This is a genomic window from Micromonospora salmantinae (assembly GCF_022230905.1).
GTDB lineage: Bacteria > Actinomycetota > Actinomycetes > Mycobacteriales > Micromonosporaceae > Micromonospora > Micromonospora salmantinae.
Genome location: NZ_JAKKFG010000018.1, coordinates 1 through 19185, shown reverse-complemented (window position 1 = coordinate 19185; position 19185 = coordinate 1). Strand labels below are relative to the sequence as shown.

Genomic DNA, 19185 nt, shown 5'->3' with positions numbered 1-19185 from the left:
ATCCACCGTCCCGGGACGCCTACCGCCCCAGGAGCCGCCACGTCTGGTTCAACGGGCTGCCCTGATTGACCGCCCTGCAGGTCCACTGGTGGACCAGCGCGCCAGCCGCCGTGGAGACCGCGTTGACATCGACGCACTTGCCACTGTGCCGGGCGACGAGTTGGTAGTCGTGCGAGTCGTTGCCCGAGTAGGTGACCTTGCGCAGCGTGAACTGCTGGTTGAGGCCGTTCAGGCAGGTCCACTGGTGCACCGCCGCGCCGTCGCCGGTGGAGACGCCGCTGACGTCGAGGCACTTGCCGCTCTGCTGGTTGACCACGGTGTAGGTGTTGGCCACTCCGGCGACCGGGCGGAAGTTCCAGAGCTGCTGGTCACCGCCGTCGCAGTAGTTCTGCTGTTGGACGTTGCCGTCCGCGGTGCTCAGGCCGGCGTTGTTCAGGCACTGCTGAGAGTGCTGGGCCACCGCCACCGACTGGAAGCCACCGTCCGAGGGGGGCAGCAGCGTGACGGTGTACGTGTCGCTCTGGTTGGTGTACGGCACTGTCACCGTGGCGTTGTTGTTCGACACCCCGACCACGCTGTTCGAGACCATGACCGGCCCCGCCACGGCACCGCCACCGTTGTGCGGAATGCGTTGGGTGAGGACCCGGACCTGGTTGTTCTGCACGATGCCGCTGGTGGTGTCCAGTCGTTGCAGGTTGACGGACAGGTTCCCGGTGGTACGACCACCGCCGACCAGCACCTTCGCCACCCCGGCAGCCTTGGTGGCATACGCGTCGTACGACTGGCTGGGGGTCACCGCGACGATCTCCCCGACCTGGGAGGCGTAGTAGCGGTAGTTCCACCACTCCCCCTTGGGCTGGTGCTGGCCGGCCGAGTTACGGATCAACAGGTTGCCGAGGTCGTTGTGCAGGCTGCCGCCGCTGGCCCAGTTCGCCCGCAGGCCGTCGGCCCGGGCCCGTTCCAGGCGCGCGATGTACCAGGCGCCGTCGGCCGGGTTCTGCTCGTCGGGCGCGCCGTACTCGTTGATCTGGTACGGACGCGGGTGGGCGATGCCGCGCGGGTCGAGGGTGGCGTTGGCGGCGGCGACGTTCGCGACCGGGTCACCGGGCAGCGAGTGCCAGCTGATGATGTCCGGCACGGTGTTTGTCGAGCGGACGAAGTCCAGGTACTGGTTCCAGAAGGTGTGTGTGGTCGACGGTACGCAGGCGCAGCTCGGCCCGACGATGAGCTGGCTGGGGAACTCCGCCCGGATGCGCTGGTAGGTCCGCCGCCACAGTTCGAGGTACTGGGGGATCGGCCGGTTCCAGAAGATGGTGATGTTGGGTTCGTTCCAGATGTCCCACTGCACCGACAGCCCGGACGCCCGGACGTCGCTGATCAGGCGGGTCAGGAAGTTGTCGTAGTCGGTCCAGTTTCCGTTGTCACCGGGGAAGCGGGAGATTCCGGCGCCGTCGGCACCCCAGAGGTCGTGCGGCAGGAGAATGAACTTCCCGCCGAGGGCGGTGGTACGACGCGCCTGGGCGAGTGTGGAGTTCCAGCGCCGGTCGTAGGTTCCGCCGACCCAGCCACTGCCCGGGAGCTGCGCGCCGCCGGCGCGCATGTACTGGAACTTGACGTCCCGGTAGAAGTGGTCGGCCGGACCGCTGGCGTTCTCGGTCATGCCGTAGATCCAGCCAGAGGCGCGGTAGGTCGGCGCGCCGTTGGTGGTGGCGAAGTTGACGCTGATCGACTCGTCGGCGGCCTGGGCGGGGGCCGGGACGACGGTGACGGCGGCAGCGGCGGCGAGCAGGCCGACGACGAGTCGGGCCACGAACACGCGGGCTCGTCCTGACCTGCTGCGGGACGGGGTTTTCACGGGCGGCTCCTTGGTGGGGCGCGGGGGACGCTCTCCGGAGGGCAGCACTTGCGAATCGATTCGCACGGATCGTAGGACCGGGAACTGAACGATGTCAATGAAGTGACGGCGCGGTGACGCCCGCGTTGCCCAGCGATCCTCCCGGTACGACCAACTGACCCTTGACCCCCGGGTATGGCCAGACCTATCTTCGGGCGAACCGATTCGTCGAATCGATTCGCCTCATGGTTGGACTGGTCCGACCCGCGACGATCAACCGACACACCCCACCTGACGATCGATTTGAAGTGAGGCACCACATGACCGGACTCAGTCGTCGGCGGCGCCTGGCCGCCGTCGCCGTGATAGCTCTCGCCACAGTGACGGGCAGCGCCTGTTCGTCGTCCGGCGACGGTGGCGCCGACGGCGGCGCCTACCTCGTCTGGGACCCGTATCCGCAGTTCGCCGACGACTCCGAGTGGGTAGCGCTGCTCAAGAAGTGCGGCACCTCCGCGGGCGTGACGGTCGAGCGGACCGGCTACGACACCACCGACCTGACCAACAAGGCGCTGCTCGCCGCCCAGCAGGGAAACTCACCGGACGTGCTGATCGTGGACAACCCGGTCATCTCAACTCTGGCCGAAGCCGGTGCGCTCACCACCACCGACGACAACAAGCTGGACGTCTCGGCCATGGAGAAGAACCTGCTCGGCGCCGGCCAGAGCAACGGCAAGACCTACGGGGTGCCGATCGGGGCGAACACCCTCGCCCTCTACTACAACAAGGACGTGCTCACCGCCGCCGGCGTCGATCCCGCCGCCGTCAAGGACTGGACCTCACTGACCGCGGCACTGACCAAGGTCAAGGCCAAGGGGAAGAAGGGCATCACCTTCTCCGCGATCGGCACCGAGGAGGGCAGCTTCCAGTTCCTGCCCTGGTTCTGGGGGTCGGGTGCCCAACTGACGAGTCTGGACTCGCCGCAGGCGGTGTCCGCGCTGACGCTCTGGACCGACTGGCTCAAGCAGGGCCACGCCCCGAACTCCGTCATCAACAACACCCAGACCACGAGTTGGCAGGAGTTCGCCACCGGCGACTACGCGTTCGCCGAGAACGGCACCTGGCAGTTGGCCAACGCGGAGAAGCTGGGCTTCTCGTACGGCACTATCCCCATCCCGGCCAGCGCGGGCGGCCCGGCCCCGGCGCCCACCGGCGGTGAGTTCGTCTCCATCCCGGTGCAGAAGAAGACCAGCCGGTACGAGACGTCGCAGAAGCTCGTCACCTGCCTGACCAACGCCGACAACCTCCTCACCACCGACACCACGCTCTCCTACGTCGCGCCCGTCGCCGCCGTACAGGAGCGACAGGCCACCGCGGACCCCAAGCTCAAGGTGTGGGTGGAGGCGGTCCGGGCAGCCAAGGGCCGCACCGGTGACGACCTCGGCACGAAGTACCCGAAGATCTCCGAAGCGCTGTGGACCGCTGTGCAGTCGGCCCTCAGCGGCGGGAAGTCGCCACAGGAGGCACTCGCCGCCGCGCAGACCGCCGCCACGACCAGGTAAGCGATCCGAACCGACACCATGCCCTCCACGACAGAGACCTCCACCGCCGTACGAGACCAGGGTGGGGCGGCGAGCGCCGCCCCACCCGGGCCTCCCCCGTCCCGTGCCCGGCGGCCCAGCCGATGGTGGGCGTGGGGCTTCCTGGCACCCGTGACCATCTACCTGGCGGCCTTCTACGCCTACCCGCTCTACCGCAACGTCGAGTTGAGCCTGCGCGAGTACACAGTCCGCTCGTTCGTGCAGGGCGGAGCGCCCTTCGCCGGCCTCGACAACTACCGGACGGTCCTGACCGACCCGGCGTTCGGGCCGACGCTGACGCACACAGTGGTCTTCACAGCGGCCTCGCTCGTCTTCCAGTTCACCATCGGCATGGCCCTGGCCCTCTTCTTCCACCAGCACTTCCCGCTGTCGCGCACGCTGCGGGCACTGATCCTCGTGCCGTGGCTGCTGCCACTGATCGTCTCGGCGTCGACCTGGTCGTGGCTGCTCAACAGTGACTCGGGGCTGGTCAACGCGGCGCTCGGCGTCGTCGGGATCGACCCGGTCAACTGGCTCACCTCGCCGGGCTGGTCACTCACCTCGGTGATCATCGCGAACGTCTGGATCGGCATCCCGTTCAACCTGGTGGTGCTCTACAGCGGCCTACAGGCGATCCCGACCGAGATGTACGAGGCATCCGCGCTCGACGGCGCGACGGGGTGGCAACGGTTCTGGGGGATCACCTTCCCGTTGCTGCGTCCCGTCTCCCTGATCACGCTGCTGCTGGGGCTGATCTACACGCTGAAGGTCTTCGACATCATCTGGATCATGACGAAGGGCGGCCCGACCGGCTCCTCGGCAACCCTCGCCACCTGGTCGTACCGGCTCGGCTTCGGCAACCTGCTGCCCGAGTTCGGCCCGGGCGCGGCCATCGGGAACCTGCTCATCGTGCTGGCCCTGATCGCCGGCCTCGTCTACATCCGGATCGAGCGGAGGCAGCAGCTCCGATGACCACCTCGACGCCTCGGGCCTGGTGGAAGACCGGCGTCGGCCTGGTGCTGACCGGGCTGATGCTCTTCCCCGTCTACTGGATGATCAACGTGTCCTTCACCCGGGACCAGGACATGCGGGCCAGTCCCCCGCACCTGTTCCCCACCAACGGCACCCTGGACGGCTACCGGGCGGTGCTCGACCAGCAACTGCCGTACCTCGGCACCAGCTTTCTGGTCGGCCTCGGCACTGTGGTGCTGACCGTGGCGCTGGCCGCCCCCGCCGGTTACGCCCTGGCGAAGCTCCGGCCGCCCGGCGGCCCGGCGTTGAGTTTCCTGCTGCTGATCGCGCAGATGATCCCGGGGATCATCATGGCGATGGGCTTCTACGCCATCTACCTCACCCTCGGCGTCCTCAACACGCTGCCCGGCCTGATCCTGGCCGACACGACGCTCGCGGTGCCGTTCGCTGTCCTGATCTTCACGGCGTTCATGTCCGGCATCCCCGACGAACTGCTCCAGGCCGCCGTGGTCGACGGGGCCGGTCGGCTGCGGACCTTCTGGTCGGTCGTGCTGCCGGTCAGCCGCAACTCGATCGTCACGGTGTCGCTCTTCGCGTTCCTGTGGTCGTGGTCGGACTTCATCTTCGCCTCGACCCTGGCCGGCGGCGGCGACTACCAGCCGATCACCCTCGGCATCTACCACTACATCGGCAACAACAACCAGCAGTGGAACGCCATCATGGCCACCGCAGTCGTCGCCTCGATCCCCGCCGCCGTGCTGCTGGTCCTGGCCCAGCGGTACGTCTCGATGGGCGTGACCGCCGGCGCCGTCAAGGACTGACCATCCGCGGCGGTCGAGGACTGACCACCCGCACCACAGAAAGGCACCCGCCACCCATGACCGTCGCCCCGTCCGGTCCGGAGTTCGCAATCCAGGACATCCCGTTCAGCTACCGCGGATCCTGGTTCAACATCTCCCCGGTGGTAGCCGAGAAGACGTACGCCGACGACCTGCACCTGGTCTCCCACCAGACCGGGCTGCACCCCGTACTGCGACTCACTCCCACGGTCGCCGGCACCACTGTCGTCGCCACGCCCGCGCTGCTGACCTGGCGCAACGGGGCCAACCGGATCGAGGCCGTCTACGAAGGGCCGGAAACCCTGCGGATCCGGGGCCACCGGCTCGGCCTGCGGGTGGCCGCTGCCGCGCACACCCTCACCCCGTTCAGCGGCACCTACCTGTACGCCGATCCGGTCGACGGATCACACGTGTTCACCTCGTACGAGACCGGTCGCCGCTACCGCGTCACCGTGCTTTCCGGCGCACTGCTGCGGACCGACGGCTCGCAGGCGCTCGGCACCGCCGAGCGCTCCCTTGACCTTCCCGGGGACCAGCCCTGGGAGATCGCGATCGAGGAGTACGCCACCGCCCGCCGCCCGTACGCCGGGTCCGCCACCTTCGAGCAGTTGTGCCGCGACCGGTTCGCGGAGTTCACCGCGTTCGTCGACGCGATAGCGCCCTGGCGCGGCCCGGAGACCCCGGCCGCCGAACTGGCCGCGTACGTCCTGTGGTCGGCCACTGTCGCCCCGGCGGGCTTCGTCACCCGGCCGGCCGTCCTGATGTCCAAGCACTGGATGGACAAGGTGTGGAGCTGGGACCACTGCTTCAACGCGATCGCCCTGGCGGCCGGCGAGCCGGAGCTGGCCTGGCACCAGTTCCAGTTGCCCTTCGACCACCAGGACGAGGCCGGCGCCCTCCCCGACTCGGTCACCCATTCGGAGGTCCTGCACAACTACGTCAAGCCCCCGATCCACGGCTGGGCCCTCCGGCACCTGCGCCGACGCCTTCCCCAGCCACCGGACCGGGCGGCGCTGGCGCAGACGTACGACCGGCTCGCCCGCTGGACCGGGTTCTGGCTCGACGCGCGACGCGCCCCCGGCCACGACCTGCCGCACTACCAGCACGGCAACGACAGCGGCTGGGACAACGCCACCACCTTCGACGACAACCGGGTCCTCGAGACCGCTGACCTCGCCGCGTTCCTGGTCTCGCAGCTTCGCTACCTCGCCGACCTCGCCACCGAGCTGGGCGAGCCCGCCACCCGCTGGTCCCGGGAGGCCGACCGGATCCACGGGGCGATGCTGCGCGACCTGTGGGACGGCGAACGCTTCTGCGCGCGGGACCCCCACACCGGGCACCGGCGACCCAGCCGCAGCCTGCTCGACCTGATGCCCGTCGCGCTCGGGGCCGACCTGCCGGCCACGGTCGCCGCTGCCCTGGCGCGCGGCGTCGAAACCCACCTGACCACGCACGGGCTGGCCACCGAACCGACCGACTCGGCCCACTACCTGGCCGACGGCTACTGGCGTGGCCCGATCTGGGCACCCTCCACCGTCCTGGTCGAGGACGGCCTACGCCGGGCCGGGCAGACCAGAATCGCCGACGACATCAGTCGGCGGTTCCTCGCGCTGTGCGAGAAGTCCGGCTTCGCGGAGAACTTCGACGCCGAGACCGGCACCGGGCTGCGGGACCGCGCCTACACCTGGACCGCCAGCAGCTATCTCATCCTCGCCGCCGCCCAGGAGGAACGGCGGGTCAGGGGCGGATAGCCGAGTCGGATCAGCGGCCCCGGACCGGGCCCGTGCTGGAACGCAACGAGATGGGCGGGCTGTAAAGGCGGTGTCGTGGCACGGCGCCGGGAGCCGCGATGATCTCCAAAAGTAGCGACACCGCCTCGGCGCCCATCTCGACCATCGGCACGTCGGCGGCCGTCAGCGGCGGGCGGAAATCCTCCGCCCAGTGCTGCGCGGCGACTCCGGTGACGGAGAAGTCGCGTGGCACTGACAGCCCGGCGCCGGTCAACGCGCGCTGCATTCCGGGCAGTGCGGCCTCGTTGATGGTGGCCACCGCCGTGACCTCCGGGTGCGTCGCGAGCAGTTGCTCCATACACGCCTCGCCGGAGGCGGTGTCGTCGCCGCTGCAGACCTCCACGCCGGTCAAGCCCCGCTCCACCGCCGCCGCACGAAAGCCGGTCAGCGCGCGATGGCTGGGGCCGTACCCGGCGGCCACCAACTCGGCGGACCGGTTCACGAGTGCCACGTGCCGGTGCCCCAGATCGGCCAGGTGCTGCACGCAGCGGGCGATCAGCCCGGCGTAGTCGATGTCGATCCAGCTCATCCCGTGCGGCTCGGCGGTCCGGCCGATGGTGACGAACGGCAGGCCGGCCTTGGTCAGCCGGGTCACCCGGTCGTCCGCCAACCGGATCTCCATGAGGACCACGCCGTCCACCCGGCGCCCGGTGACGATCCGCTCGAACGACCGGTCATGGTCGCCACCGGAGGGGGACAGCAGCACGTCGAGGTCGTGGCGGGCGGCGGCCTCGACGACGCTGGCCACGAAGCCCAGCTGCATGTCGGTCAACCGCTGGCTCGCCGGCGGGATGACCAGCCCGAGGGTGCGGGTACGCCCCTCCTTGAGAGCACGGGCGCTGGCGTTCGGCCGGTAGTCCAACTCGTCGATGACCGACTGGATCCGTTGCCGGGTCGCCTCCGACACGCTGCGTTTTCCGCTGAGCACGTAGGAAACGGTGCTGCGGGACACCCCCGCCCGGCGAGCGATCTCCCCGATGTTCATCAATCGCCCTCGAATCGATTTTTGCCCCGATACGGGGACGCACCTTGCTCCGCCGACCAGCATATCCGTCCTCAGGCTCATCGATCGATGACCAACGTGTGCGAACTAGCGCTAATAGATGGACGCCCATTAATGTCACAGGTATGACGTGTGACGTCAATTCCCTCGCCGCACCCCACCCCCACCACGCACCCGAAAGGATCCGATGAACGTGAAGAGAAAACTGGGTCGCCTGACGGCCGCCGCCGGGACCCTGTTCGTCCTCGTCGTCGGCGCCGGCGCCTATGTGGTCTCGGACGCGCCGGGCGTCGCCCACGCCGCCGGCACGGGTCCATGTGACATCTACGCCTCCGGCGGCACGCCGTGCGTGGCCGCGCACAGCACCACCCGCGCGCTGTACGGCGCGTACGACGGCCCGCTCTACCAGGTCCGACGATCGTCGGACAACACCACCCGCGACGTCGGTGTGCTCAGCGAGGGCGGCTACGCCAACGCCGCCACCCAGGACACGTTCTGCGCCAACACCAACTGCGTCATCACGATCATCTACGACCAGTCCGGCCGCAACAACCGTCTCACCCAGGCGCCCCCCGGCTACTTCGTCGGCCCCGCTCCCGGCGGATTCGACAACCTCGCCGACGCGAAGGCGGCACCGGTCACCGTCGGCGGGCAGAAGGCGTACGGCGTCTACATCGCCCCCGGCACCGGCTACCGCAACAACAACACCAACGGCGTCGCGACCGGCGACCAGCCCGAGGGCATCTACGCGGTCGTCGACGGCACGCACTACAACCAGTGGTGCTGCTTCGACTACGGCAACGCGCAGACCAACAACCTCGCCGACGAACGCGCCATCATGGAGACCGTCTACTTCGGCGCCAACAAACAGTGGGGCTACGGGGCGGGGGCCGGCCCGTGGATCATGGCCGACCTGGAGTGGGGGCTGTTCTCCGGGGTCAACGCGGGCTACAACAACATCGCGTCGATCAACCACCGCTTCGTCACCGCCATGGTCAAGGGCGAGCCGAACCACTGGGCGATCCGGGGCGGCAACGCCCAGTCAGGCAGCCTGACGACCTACTTCGACGGGCCACGCCCCAACGGCTACCACCCGATGAAGAAGGAGGGCGCCATCCTGCTCGGCATCGGCGGTGACAACAGCATCACCGGTCGCGGCACCTTCTTCGAGGGCGTACTGACCTCCGGCTACCCGACGGCGGCCACCGAGAACGCCGTCCAGGCCAACATCAACGCCGCCGCCTACGCGCCGGCCGGCGGCGGCAACCCGCAACAGAACGTCCAGGTCGTCGGCGCCCAGTCCAACCGCTGCATCGACGTACCCAACGGCAGCACCACGAACGGCACCCAGGTCCAACTCTGGGACTGCGTCGGCAACACCGCGCAGCGCTGGACCCACACCGCCGGCAAACAACTCCAGGTGTACGGCAACAAGTGCCTCGACGCCTCCGGCCAGGGCACCGCCAACGGCACCCAGGCCATCATCTGGGACTGCCACGGCGGCACCAACCAACAGTGGAACCTCAACTCCAACGGCACCATCACCGGCGTCCAGTCCGGGCTCTGCCTCGACGCCAACGCGGCCGCCACCGCCAACGGCACCAAGCTCATCCTCTGGGCCTGCAACGGCGGCACCAATCAGCGGTGGTCCACCCGCAGCTGACCCACCGCCCGATCGGTCGATCGTGCCGCCCCCGCAGCGCCGCCGGGGGCGGCACGACTGGACGGCACCGGCACCGGCACCGGCATCGACGAGGCGGAGCGGAGCGCCGCGGCCTCAAGATCCTCCGACGTGACCAGATTCAGGGTGCTTTGTTCTTCGTCGTCGCCCCACCGGCCCTTGTTGCTCGGCAGTTCCTCGGTCGCACTCATGGTGGGGCAGCGGCCAAGGAATCAGCCTTCCAGGTAGGCGAGGACCGCCAGGATGCGGCGGTTGTCGTCCTCGGAGGGCTTGAGACCGAGCTTGGTGAAGATGTTGTTGCTGTGTTTGCTGACGGTTTTCTCGGTGACGAACATCCGGGCGGCGATCGCAGCGTTCGAGCGGCCCTCGGCCATCAGGGTGAGGACCTCATGCTCGCGTGGGCTCAGCTCCAGGAGCTTAGGGTCGGTGGAGCGGTGGGTGAGTAGCGCACTCACCACGTCGGGGTCCATAACGGTGCTGCCGGTAGCGACCTGCCGGACACTGGCGACGAATTGGTCGACGTCCGTAACCCGGTCCTTCAACAGGTAGCCCACCGCGCCCGCGCGATCTGACATCAGCTCCCTGGCGTAGATCTGCTCGACATACTGCGACAGCACCATGATGGGCAGCCCTGGAATCTGGCGGCGGGCCTCGATCGCGGAACGCAGCCCCTCGTCGGTGAAGGTCGGCGGCAACCGCACGTCGACGATGGCGACGTCGGGGCGGTGCGTCGTCAGCGACCGGATCAGCGCGGGGCCGTTGTCAACGGCTTCCACGACCTCGAATGAATTGGCCCGCAGGATCCTGATCAGGCCCTCGCGGAGCAGGGCGAGGTCCTCGGCTATCACGATACGCACGGCAGCGACATCCTCACCTCGGTAGGTCCGCCCGGCGGGCTGTCAACGGTCAGCGTGCCGTCGAAGGCCGCCAGGCGACGGACGATGCCACGCAGGCCCGTGCCGGAATCGATCGAAGCACCCCCACGGCCGTCGTCCGACACCAGCATCGTCAGTTCCCCGGCAGCGCCGCCCCGGTGGGGTGCGAACTCCACGGTGATCCGGATCTGCTGGGCCTGGGCGTGCTTGATGGCGTTCGACAAGGCCTCGGCGACGGCGAAGTAGGCCGCGGACTCGATCGGGGCCGGCAGCCGTCCGGGTAGGCGGGTCACCACCGTGGTCGGGATCGGATTGACCAGGGCCAATGCCTTGAGTGCGCCGTCCAGGCCACGGTCGGCCAGTACCGGCGGATGGATGCCTCGTACCAGGTCGCGCAGCTCGGTGAGGGCGCTGGAAATCGACTCGCGGGCCTCGGCCAGCAACTGCTGGGCGGCCTGCGGATCGTTGGGCAGTAACTGTTCGGCCAAGCCCAGGCTCATACCCAGCGACACCAGCCGAGCCTGCGCGCCGTCGTGCAGGTCGCGTTCGATTCGGCGCAGTTCACCGGCCTGGGTGTCGACGGTCTCAGCTCGCGAGGTCGCCAACTGTTGGACGCGGGCCCGCAGGCGCGCCTGTTCGGTGGGGCCGAGCAGAGCGCGGATCACCCGAGCGTTGAGGTTCGCGAGGCGCACCGCAGTGACGTACCAGAGCAGAAGGAAAACCGGACCGAGCGGTACCAGCCCGAACGACTGCGCGACGCTGTGCAGCCGGAAGCCCTCCCCCATCGGAGTGCGGAATACCTGAGACGGCGTCAGCTGATAGATGAGCGGATAGGTCAGGTATACGACTCCGAAGAGGAAGAACAGCAGCGACAGTCCGCAACTCAACCAAATGGTGATCGAGTTGACCACCAACCAGATCCAGTCCCGCCACGTCGCCGGGTCGCGCAGGATCGTCCAGAGCCGCACCGGCCACCCGGCGTCCGGCGTCGGCTGATAGGGCCGGGCGGGCACCGGTTCACCGAGCCGGTCGGCTGCCCACTGGCGATGCAGGTCGGCAAACCAGCGCACCAGTACGGTCGCGAGCAGGGTCAGTGGGATTCCGGCGCCAAGCGCGGCGATCGATATCGAGGTGATCCATAGTGTGGCCAGCACGGCACCTAGGGCCGCGCCCGGCAGCAGCACCAGCGACCAGCCCAGCAGGCTCATCCGCTGGGCCAGCGCGGAGCGCGGAATCGGACCGCTGCGAGCGACGCGACCCGGCCCGGAGCCCTCCCGCGAGGGCGAGGAGCCGCCGGACAGGGCGGTTCCGCTGCTATCGGTCATCTCACTCCATCATCGCGCATCGTGCCGAACCGCCGGGCTGGTGATTCATGTTGGGCCCCACCACCTCGCCGTCATCGGGATCCGGACCGTGTGGCTTGTCGCGCTCGCTCAACCGGTGACCCCTCGCGGTGAGGTCGTCTCCGCAGCCTGGTTGACCGAGAACGCCGGGGCAGCGCCGGTCAACCAGGCTCGCCGGTCCTGTCAGCCGTCGGCCCGATGGCCTTTACTTGACGGTGGCGGTCATCTGTTCGATTTTCTTGAGCACCAGGGCGGGCTTGTCCTGGGGAACGTCGTGCGAGCTTCCCTCGGCGATGACGAGTGTGCGGTCGGGCCCCGCCTTGGTGAACGCCGCTGCCGCGTCGCGCCAGGCCTGAGCGTCCTGCGGAGATCCATCGAAGGGCGTCTTGTCCGACACGATATAGATGACGGGAACGCCGTCGGGCCAGGAGACCTTGTGGTACGCCTGGTGCGTGGGACCGAAGTTGTCGGCCGTGGCGATGAGCTGGCGGTTCGCCTTCGTCGACGGCGCCTTCTTGAGCTCTTCGATCTGCGGCGCGGTTAGCGCGACGAGGCGTTGGGTCTGGGTGTCGGTGAAGAATTGCGGCACGTTGGCATCGATGAGCACCGCCCCGGAGACAACGCCGGGGTTTGCGAGGACGAAGTAGTGGGCCACCTCTCCTGCCTGCGAGTGGCCCGCGAGGACCACGTTCTGGGTGACGCCGAGTTCACGCAGACCGGCCTGCAGGTCGGAGGCGGCGGCCTTGGGGTCCCATGGGCCCTTCACCTCCTCGCTGGCGCCCATACCGGCCCGGTCGTAGGTGATGATCTGCGATCCGGTGGCCTGCGACAGCTGCGGCACCAGGGCATCCCAGTACGAGGAGTCCTCGCCACCGCCGGCGTCCAGCACGACGGTGGGAGAACTTCCGGGCGTGACGTGGAAGGCAAGCTGATGCCCGTTGTTGGCGATCATATGCAAGCCCGCTGCGGGGGCCGCACTTGCCGGGCCGGCCGCGCTTGTCGAGGTCGAGGGAACCGCGGCTATCGAACTGGCCGCGGGCGCGGCCTTCGGCGCCGCCGAGTCATCACACCCGGCAACTGCCGTTATCACGGCGACGGGAAGGACGAGGGCCAGGGCGGCCCGATGGGTCCGGGAAATCTTCTGCGTGGTCATGGAAATGAGCTTCCACGGTTTCTGGATCTTGCTCGATCCTGCTACCCCCCAGTCGGGTTGGGAGTTACCCCTACCCTCGCCAGGGGCGAATCAGAACCCGTCAGGCAGGTGCCCGGGCCGGGTAGGTTTCGGGGCTGGGCGAAAAGCGGGGGTCGCATGGTCAAGGGTTGGCACGGCTGGCTCGGCACGTTCAACGGCGTCGTCCTCATCACGGCGATCGTCCTGCCGTTGGCCGCCCTTGCGGTGTGGGCCCTGGCGCGCCGCCGACGTGCCGCCGGCGCCACGTCGGCGTGGCGGACGTCGCTGGCCGACGTCGGCATCGTCTACGGCACGGTCCCCTGGGTCTGGATGATCATGTTGCCGGGTGAGCAGGCCGGCACCGTCTCCGGCCGGGTGACACTGGTGCCGTTGCGCGACCTGCTCACGATCTTCTCCGACGGGGGTCCGGTGACGGCGACGTTCCAGGTCGTCGGCAACCTGCTGGTCTTCGCGGCCCTCGGGTTCTTCGCCCCGCTACGGTTCCCGGCGCTGGCGTCCATGCCGCGGATCCTGGTCCTCGCGGCCGGCTGCTCGGTCCTGGTCGAGACCGCCCAGTACGTCCTGCGGCTGGACCGGGTGTCGTCGGTGGACGACGTTCTGCTCAACGCCGCGGGCGCCGGGCTGGCGGCGCTGGTGTCCCGCCGCTGGTGGCGCGCGATCCCCGACACGTCCACGCACCGTCGACCTCAGCCGGCCCCGTCAGCGGGAGGCTGAGCGTCGGAGGGGGGAGCTAGCATCCGCTCGTGATCGAGGACTTGATCAGGAGAGTGGCGGACGAGGACGACGACGCGATCGAGGAGTTGAGCGAGATCGCCGCTGCCGATCCGCGGAGGCTGTCGCCGTACCACGGAACCCTGCTCGACCTCGACCTGCTGTGGCCGGCGACGTTGTACCGGGCGGCGGGCGCCGACGTGGTCGGCCGGGTCATCGAGCAGGTCGACGGCGGGCGGACGCCGGACCGACTCAACCATCTGCTCCTCATCCTGGTCCACAGCGCTCACCCGCTCGCCGAGGACGCGCTGCGTCGCTGGTCGACGCGCCCGCCGGCCGGCGCGGACGACCTGCACGTGGGGGTGCTGAGCTACGCGGTCGAGGGCGGTTGGACGATCGGCCCGGACGGCAACCGACGGGACCTGTGCGCTGACGTCGCGTACCGGTGGATCATGCGAGACGCGCCCGCGTCCGCGGACCGATCCGCCTGCCCCTGGTGCGCGTCTCCGCTCTGGGTCGCCGCCGACCTCGACACCACCGACCCCGCCGTCGGCGCCGCATTGGCCCACACCGGCTGGTCCGGCCGCCTGGTCATCGAGACCTGCCACTTCTGCGCCTGCTACACGACGTTGTTCAGCCGGGTCACGCCGGCCGGTGCCACCACCTGGTGGGCCGACAACATTCGGCCGAGTTACCTGGGCGGCGACGCCGGACCGGAGGACCCGCCGACGCTGCTCCCGGTTGCGGGGCCGGCGCTGGCGAGCCCGTACCAGGCCAGCGCCTGGAACCAGGGCGGCTCCACCCTGGGCGGGCGGCCGGACTGGATCCAGGACGCCGAGCACGCCGACTGCCCCGGGTGCGGGGAGCCGATGGACTACCTGGGTCTGGTCGGGGGTGCGGACCTGGACGAGTTCGGCGAGGGCGCCTACTACCTGCACCTGCACCAGCCGTGCGGGTTCGCCGCGGTGAACTACCAACAGAGCTGACAGTCGATCAGGTGGAGGGCTCTGCCAGCCGCTCCAGCCGCGCCAGACCATCCCAGCCACGCTCGCGCATCAGATCCAGCAGTCGCTTCACCCGCGGGTCCGCCTCGACGGCCAGCGCGTCCAGAAGGTCGAACGGTAGATCGTCCTGCGCAACCTCACCGAGGTCGATCTCGCCCGAGCGGTATGCCTGATCGGCGAGGCTGGCCAAGATGTCGGCAGCCTCCACCAGAAGCGTGTCGTCGCCGGTGTCGCTTTCGAAGATCTCCGACAGGATCCGATAGAGCCGGATGAGTTGCGGGTCGTCGAGCTGCGCGATCTTGCTGGGCATCCACTCGCGGACACGATCGGGCCAGCGAGCCGACATCAGGATCCAACTGTCCCGCTCACCCGCCACCACCCGCTCGGAGACGCCAATGTCCCGGAGCCGGTCGAGGTAGGTGGTCACCTCCGGTGCGAGCGCCAGACGATCCCCGGCGGCGAGTTGCGCGATCTGCTTCCGGCTGGCCTCCAGTCGTGCGATCTCGTCTCCCAGTTGCCTGTCGATCTCCTCGACCGCGGCCGCGAAGGTCGACGCGTCGGCCTCCAGCATCTGGCCGATCTGGGACAGCGGCACGCCGGCGTTGGCGAGAATCCGGATCCGGATGAGGGACACCACCGCCCCTGCGCTGTACCGCCGGTAGCCCGAGGCGTCCCGCTCGGGCTCCGGCAGCAGGCCGATCTGGTGGTAGTGCCGCACCGCCCGCACCGTGACGCCGGCGTACGCCGCGAGTTGACTGATCGTCAGCATGCCCTGATCCTGCCCCTCGAGTCGCTCGGCTCCACCCGAATCCAGCTCAGGAGATCTTGCGACGGTAGGTCAGGGTGGCGAGCAGATAGGCCACCACGAGGATGCCGACGCACCAGGCGAGGGCGGTCCAGATGCCCGATCCGACCGGCTCCTGCGCGAAGAGGTCTCGGATCGCGTTGACGATGGCGGTCACCGGTTGGTGCTCGGCGAAGGCGCGCACCGGGCCGGGCATCGACGCGGTGGGCACGAAGGCCGAACTGACGAACGGCAGGAAGACCAGGGGGTACGAGAAGGCGCTCGCGCCGTCCACGGACTGGGCGGTGAGGCCGGGAATGATGGCGATCCAGGTCAGCGCCAGGGTGAACAGCACCAGGATGCCGGCCACGGCGAGCCACCCCAGCACACTCGTTCCGGTACGGAAGCCCATGAGCAGGGCGACGAGGACGACGACGACCAACGAGACCAGGTTGGCGACCAGCGAGGTCAGCACGTGCGCCCAGAGCACCGAGGATCGTGCGATCGGCATGGACTGGAACCGTTCGAAGATGCCGCCCTGCATGTCCAGGAAGAGCCGGAAGGCGGTGTACGAGATGCCCGAGGCGATAGTGATGAGCAGGATGCCGGGGAGCAGATAGTTCACGTACGAGTCGGAGCCGGTCTCGATCGCGCCGCCGAAGACGTAGACGAACAGCAGCATGAAGGCGATCGGCATGACAGCGGTCGTGATGATGGTGTCCGGGCTGCGGGCGATGTGGCGCAGTGAGCGCCCCAGCAGGACAGTGGTGTCGCCGAGGAAGTGCTTGTTCATCGTTGTTCCTTCTCGGTCTTGGCGCCCACGAGGGTGAGGAAGACGTCCTCGAGGGTCGGCTGCTTCTCGACGTACTCGATCTCGGCGGGTGGCAGGAGCTGCTTGAGCTCGTCGAGGCTGCCGTTCACGATGATCCGTCCCTCGTGAAGGATGGCGATCCGGTCGGCGAGTTGTTCGGCCTCGTCGAGGTACTGGGTGGTGAGCAGCACCGTCGTGCCGCCACGGGCGAGTTCCTTGATCGCCTGCCACACCTCGATGCGCGCCTCCGGGTCCAGCCCGGTCGTCGGCTCGTCGAGGAAGATGACCGGCGGGTTCCCGATGAGGCTCATCGCGATGTCGAGACGGCGACGCATGCCCCCGGAGTACGTCCGCACCCTCCGGGTGCCCGCCTCGGTCAGCGAGAAGCGCCTCAGCAGGTCGTCCGCGATCGCACCGGGCTCCTTGAGGTGGCGCAGCCGGGCGACCAGGACCAGGTTCTCCCGTCCGGTGAGGATCTCGTCGACCGCCGCGAACTGCCCGGTGAGACTGATCGACTGCCGTACGTCGGCGGCCTGGGTCGCCACGTCGAAGCCGGCGACCCGGGCCGTCCCGGCGTCGGCCTTGAGGAGCGTGGCCAGGATCCTCACCACCGTGGTCTTGCCGGCACCGTTCGAGCCGAGCAGGGCGAAGATGCTGCCCCGCGCGACGTCGATGTCGACGCCCCGCAGCACCTTCAGCTGCTTGAACGACTTCTCCAGGCCGCGCAGGTGGATCGCGGGCTGCTCGGCCTGAGCTGTTGTGTGCGAATTGCTCATGGCGGCAGCATGGAGGGTTGACGCAGCGTCAGGGTCAAGCCCGACGCGGCTGGTGTGGTGGCCGGCTCGATGACGCAGCCACCGGCCACCCGGAGACGCGTGCGCGACCCTGACTCTTAACTCCGATGTCACCGCCCGATCCCACGGGTGACGTGTCGCTGTCCGCCCGAAGGAGTTGGCTGCCAGTCGTCGCACTACGTCTTGACCAGGAGTTGATCCACGTGCCTTCCTCTCGTCGTACCTTTCTGGCCAGCGGCGCCGCCGCCGGCGTCGGCCTTGCCGTCGCGGGCGGCCTGCCGTCCCTGGCCCAGGCCAGCCCGGCCCGGCCGCACCCGCCGGTGAAGCCCGGCAACGTGCCCTTCCCGCCGCTCGTGGACGACCCCAAGGGAGTCCTGGCCCTGCCCAAGGGCTTCAGCTACACAGTGATCACCCGTACCGGTGTCACCCGGCTCGACCGCGGCCAGGGCACCACCCCGTCGGACCACGACGGCATGGCCGTCTACGACGCCGGCCACGGCCGGTACACCCTGATCCAGAACCACGAGATCGACCCGGGCGCCGAGTTCGGCGTGCCGCACGTCAAGGGAACGGTCTACGACGCGGGCGCCGTCGACGCCGGCGGTTGCACCGTGATCAAGACCGACCTCGCCGGCCGCAACCTGGGTGAGTTCGTGGCGCTCTCCGGCACCATCTCCAACTGCGCCGGTGGGCCGACCCCCTGGAACACCTGGCTCACCTGCGAGGAGACCGAGGACCGGGCCGGCGACAAGTGGGAAGAGGGCGGCCGGTCCGGCGTCTATCAGAAGGACCACGGCTACGTCTTCGAGGTGTGGGCCGACGGCAGCGCCGACCCGAAGCCGATCAAGTGCCTGGGCCGCTACTCCCACGAGGCCCTGGCCGTCGACAAGGACCGCACCCGGATCTACCTCTCCGAGGACGCCGACGAGCCCAACGGTCTCTTCTACCGCTGGACGGCGCCACACGGCGTCAAGCTGGGCCCGGGCGTGCTCACCCGCCTCGCACCGAACGCCGGCGTCCTCGCCGCGATGCAGATCATCATGGATGACGGTTCGGTGCTGCCGGACGTCGCCTACCTGACCTCCGCCCAGCTGGGCCGGCCCTTCCCGGTCCGCTGGATCGAGGTGCCGGACCGCGACGCGCGCACCAAGTCCGTACGCGAGCAGTTCGCCGACGGCCAGGTCACCCGCGGACGCAAGTTCGAGGGCGTGTGGGCCACCGACGAGGGCGTGTACGTGGTCAACTCCTACGCCTGGGACGAGGGTGACCTGCCGGCGGACGCGGCGCCGCACGACGGAATGGTCTGGTTCTACAACTACAAGAACCAGACCATCCAGCTGGTGACGTACTTCCCGCACCAGACCGCCTCCGAGGAGGGTACGGCGGTCAAGTACACCGACCTCACCTTCGACGGCCCGGACAACGTGACAGTCACCCCGTGGGGAAGCCTCGTGCTCGCCGAGGACGGCACGGGCGCCTCGCACGTGCTCAGCACGATCCCGGGCGGGCCCACGTACGCGATCGCCCGCAACCAGCTCAACGACTCGGAGTTCTGCGGGCCGACCTTCAGCGCGGACGGCAAGGTGCTCTTCGTCAACATGCAGGACCCGGGCCTCACCCTGGCCATCACCGGCCCGTGGGAGAAGTACCTGGGCTGAGCGAGCCCGAATGGGGGGGCCGGGCGACCCGCCTGGCCCCCATCAGGCTCGGCCGCGCTCAGGAGACGCGCGGCAGGCGGCACTGAGGCGTGTTTCAGGAGTCGTGGTGGCTGGTGAAGGTCCCGGCGTGGCGGTGATCGACAATTGAAGAGGTCTCCGGTATCTGGTTCTGCGACCAAGCAAGAACTTCATACCGGAGACCTCGTGGCCGCCTTAGCGGTGACGAGGCGGCAGGCCCCGACCGACGCTCAGTGGCAGCGGCTCGCCGCACTGCTGCCTGCCGCGTCGGTGAAGGGTCGTCCGCCGAAGTGGGAGAA

The 19185-nt window shown here is 68.8% G+C and carries 17 protein-coding genes and 1 pseudogene; 9 read left to right on the top strand and 9 right to left on the bottom strand.

The genetic code is table 11. The features are described from left to right. Positions 1-19: 19 nt before the first annotated feature. On the bottom strand, positions 20-1855 hold the full coding sequence (locus PSH03_RS15535; RefSeq protein ID WP_238689547.1) for an RICIN domain-containing protein: 1836 nt from the start codon (positions 1853-1855) through the stop codon (positions 20-22). A 299-nt stretch (positions 1856-2154) separates the two neighbouring features. Between PSH03_RS15535 and PSH03_RS15530 the strand changes: the two genes are divergently transcribed. The 4 genes from PSH03_RS15530 to PSH03_RS15515 all read left to right on the top strand — a co-directional run bounded on the left by PSH03_RS15530 (position 2155) and on the right by PSH03_RS15515 (position 6973). Further along, complete coding sequence (locus PSH03_RS15530) at positions 2155-3393, top strand: sugar ABC transporter substrate-binding protein (RefSeq protein ID WP_210781648.1); 1239 nt, start codon at positions 2155-2157, stop codon at positions 3391-3393. A gap of 150 nt (positions 3394-3543) precedes the next feature. Next, the gene (locus PSH03_RS15525; protein ID WP_238689546.1) at positions 3544-4383 is read left to right on the top strand and encodes a carbohydrate ABC transporter permease; all 840 of its coding nucleotides are present in this window, start codon (positions 3544-3546) and stop codon (positions 4381-4383) included. Further along, positions 4380-5204: a carbohydrate ABC transporter permease gene (locus PSH03_RS15520; protein WP_210781649.1), complete on the top strand. Its 825-nt coding sequence runs from the start codon at positions 4380-4382 to the stop codon at positions 5202-5204. The genes PSH03_RS15525 and PSH03_RS15520 overlap by 4 nt, the downstream gene beginning before the upstream one ends. 56 nt (positions 5205-5260) lie before the next feature. After that, positions 5261-6973: an amylo-alpha-1,6-glucosidase gene (locus tag PSH03_RS15515; protein ID WP_238689545.1), complete on the top strand. Its 1713-nt coding sequence runs from the start codon at positions 5261-5263 to the stop codon at positions 6971-6973. A gap of 10 nt (positions 6974-6983) precedes the next feature. Here PSH03_RS15515 and PSH03_RS15510 read toward each other — a convergent pair whose 3' ends face one another. Then, on the bottom strand, positions 6984-7997 hold the full coding sequence (locus PSH03_RS15510; protein ID WP_210781651.1) for a LacI family DNA-binding transcriptional regulator: 1014 nt from the start codon (positions 7995-7997) through the stop codon (positions 6984-6986). 205 nt (positions 7998-8202) lie between these two features. On the opposite strand from PSH03_RS15510, the gene PSH03_RS15505 reads away from it, so the two are divergent. After that, a complete protein-coding gene (locus PSH03_RS15505; RefSeq protein ID WP_238689544.1) occupies positions 8203-9678 on the top strand; it encodes an arabinofuranosidase catalytic domain-containing protein in 1476 nt (491 codons plus the stop codon). Here the strand turns inward: PSH03_RS15505 and PSH03_RS15500 are convergent. The 4 genes from PSH03_RS15500 to PSH03_RS15485 form a co-directional block, all read right to left on the bottom strand. Further along, complete coding sequence (locus tag PSH03_RS15500; RefSeq protein ID WP_238689543.1) at positions 9654-9887, bottom strand: hypothetical protein; 234 nt, start codon at positions 9885-9887, stop codon at positions 9654-9656. The two genes, PSH03_RS15505 and PSH03_RS15500, sit on opposite strands and share 25 nt — an antisense overlap. A 21-nt stretch (positions 9888-9908) precedes the next feature. Continuing rightward, complete coding sequence (locus PSH03_RS15495; RefSeq protein WP_210781654.1) at positions 9909-10553, bottom strand: LuxR C-terminal-related transcriptional regulator; 645 nt, start codon at positions 10551-10553, stop codon at positions 9909-9911. Then, a complete protein-coding gene (locus tag PSH03_RS15490) occupies positions 10541-11896 on the bottom strand; it encodes a sensor histidine kinase (RefSeq protein ID WP_238689542.1) in 1356 nt (451 codons plus the stop codon). The genes PSH03_RS15495 and PSH03_RS15490 overlap by 13 nt, the downstream gene beginning before the upstream one ends. A 223-nt stretch (positions 11897-12119) precedes the next feature. After that, positions 12120-13067: an alpha/beta fold hydrolase gene (locus tag PSH03_RS15485; protein ID WP_238689541.1), complete on the bottom strand. Its 948-nt coding sequence runs from the start codon at positions 13065-13067 to the stop codon at positions 12120-12122. 156 nt (positions 13068-13223) lie between these two features. Between PSH03_RS15485 and PSH03_RS15480 the strand changes: the two genes are divergently transcribed. Together PSH03_RS15480 and PSH03_RS15475 are read left to right on the top strand one after the other, a co-directional pair. Next, the gene (locus tag PSH03_RS15480) at positions 13224-13820 is read left to right on the top strand and encodes a VanZ family protein (protein WP_238689540.1); all 597 of its coding nucleotides are present in this window, start codon (positions 13224-13226) and stop codon (positions 13818-13820) included. Positions 13821-13849: 29 nt separating this feature from the next. Then, positions 13850-14803, top strand: a complete 954-nt coding sequence (locus tag PSH03_RS15475; protein ID WP_238689539.1) for a hypothetical protein — start codon at positions 13850-13852, stop codon at positions 14801-14803. Between the two features lie 7 nt (positions 14804-14810). Here PSH03_RS15475 and PSH03_RS15470 read toward each other — a convergent pair whose 3' ends face one another. From PSH03_RS15470 to PSH03_RS15460, 3 genes are read right to left on the bottom strand one after another with little or no spacing between them, the layout of a single operon-like run. Then, the gene (locus PSH03_RS15470; RefSeq protein WP_238689538.1) at positions 14811-15590 is read right to left on the bottom strand and encodes a MerR family transcriptional regulator; all 780 of its coding nucleotides are present in this window, start codon (positions 15588-15590) and stop codon (positions 14811-14813) included. Between the two features lie 46 nt (positions 15591-15636). Next, positions 15637-16398: an ABC transporter permease gene (locus PSH03_RS15465; RefSeq protein ID WP_210781658.1), complete on the bottom strand. Its 762-nt coding sequence runs from the start codon at positions 16396-16398 to the stop codon at positions 15637-15639. Further along, positions 16395-17192, bottom strand: a complete 798-nt coding sequence (locus PSH03_RS15460; protein ID WP_210781659.1) for an ABC transporter ATP-binding protein — start codon at positions 17190-17192, stop codon at positions 16395-16397. The genes PSH03_RS15465 and PSH03_RS15460 overlap by 4 nt, the downstream gene beginning before the upstream one ends. Positions 17193-17413: 221 nt before the next feature. Here PSH03_RS15460 and PSH03_RS15455 point away from each other — a divergent pair, with 221 nt between their 5' ends. Together PSH03_RS15455 and PSH03_RS15450 are read left to right on the top strand one after the other, a co-directional pair. Continuing rightward, positions 17414-18868, top strand: a complete 1455-nt coding sequence (locus tag PSH03_RS15455; protein ID WP_210781660.1) for an alkaline phosphatase PhoX — start codon at positions 17414-17416, stop codon at positions 18866-18868. 204 nt (positions 18869-19072) lie between these two features. Next, positions 19073-19185: pseudogene (locus PSH03_RS15450) on the top strand (IS5 family transposase); the annotation flags it as partial.

What these genes read in the sequence shown, in the direction of transcription:
- PSH03_RS15465 (WP_210781658.1), bottom strand. Translation starts at nt 16,398, where the DNA reads ATGAACAAGCACTTCCTCGGCGACACCACTGTCCTGCTGGGGCGCTCA.
- PSH03_RS15490 (WP_238689542.1), bottom strand. Translation starts at nt 11,896, where the DNA reads ATGACCGATAGCAGCGGAACCGCCCTGTCCGGCGGCTCCTCGCCCTCG.
- PSH03_RS15520 (WP_210781649.1), top strand. Translation starts at nt 4,380, where the DNA reads ATGACCACCTCGACGCCTCGGGCCTGGTGGAAGACCGGCGTCGGCCTG.
- PSH03_RS15530 (WP_210781648.1), top strand. Translation starts at nt 2,155, where the DNA reads ATGACCGGACTCAGTCGTCGGCGGCGCCTGGCCGCCGTCGCCGTGATA.
- PSH03_RS15510 (WP_210781651.1), bottom strand. Translation starts at nt 7,997, where the DNA reads ATGAACATCGGGGAGATCGCTCGCCGGGCGGGGGTGTCCCGCAGCACC.
- PSH03_RS15480 (WP_238689540.1), top strand. Translation starts at nt 13,224, where the DNA reads ATGGTCAAGGGTTGGCACGGCTGGCTCGGCACGTTCAACGGCGTCGTC.
- PSH03_RS15470 (WP_238689538.1), bottom strand. Translation starts at nt 15,590, where the DNA reads ATGCTGACGATCAGTCAACTCGCGGCGTACGCCGGCGTCACGGTGCGG.
- PSH03_RS15515 (WP_238689545.1), top strand. Translation starts at nt 5,261, where the DNA reads ATGACCGTCGCCCCGTCCGGTCCGGAGTTCGCAATCCAGGACATCCCG.
- PSH03_RS15500 (WP_238689543.1), bottom strand. Translation starts at nt 9,887, where the DNA reads ATGAGTGCGACCGAGGAACTGCCGAGCAACAAGGGCCGGTGGGGCGAC.
- PSH03_RS15505 (WP_238689544.1), top strand. Translation starts at nt 8,203, where the DNA reads ATGAACGTGAAGAGAAAACTGGGTCGCCTGACGGCCGCCGCCGGGACC.
- PSH03_RS15485 (WP_238689541.1), bottom strand. Translation starts at nt 13,067, where the DNA reads ATGACCACGCAGAAGATTTCCCGGACCCATCGGGCCGCCCTGGCCCTC.
- PSH03_RS15460 (WP_210781659.1), bottom strand. Translation starts at nt 17,192, where the DNA reads ATGAGCAATTCGCACACAACAGCTCAGGCCGAGCAGCCCGCGATCCAC.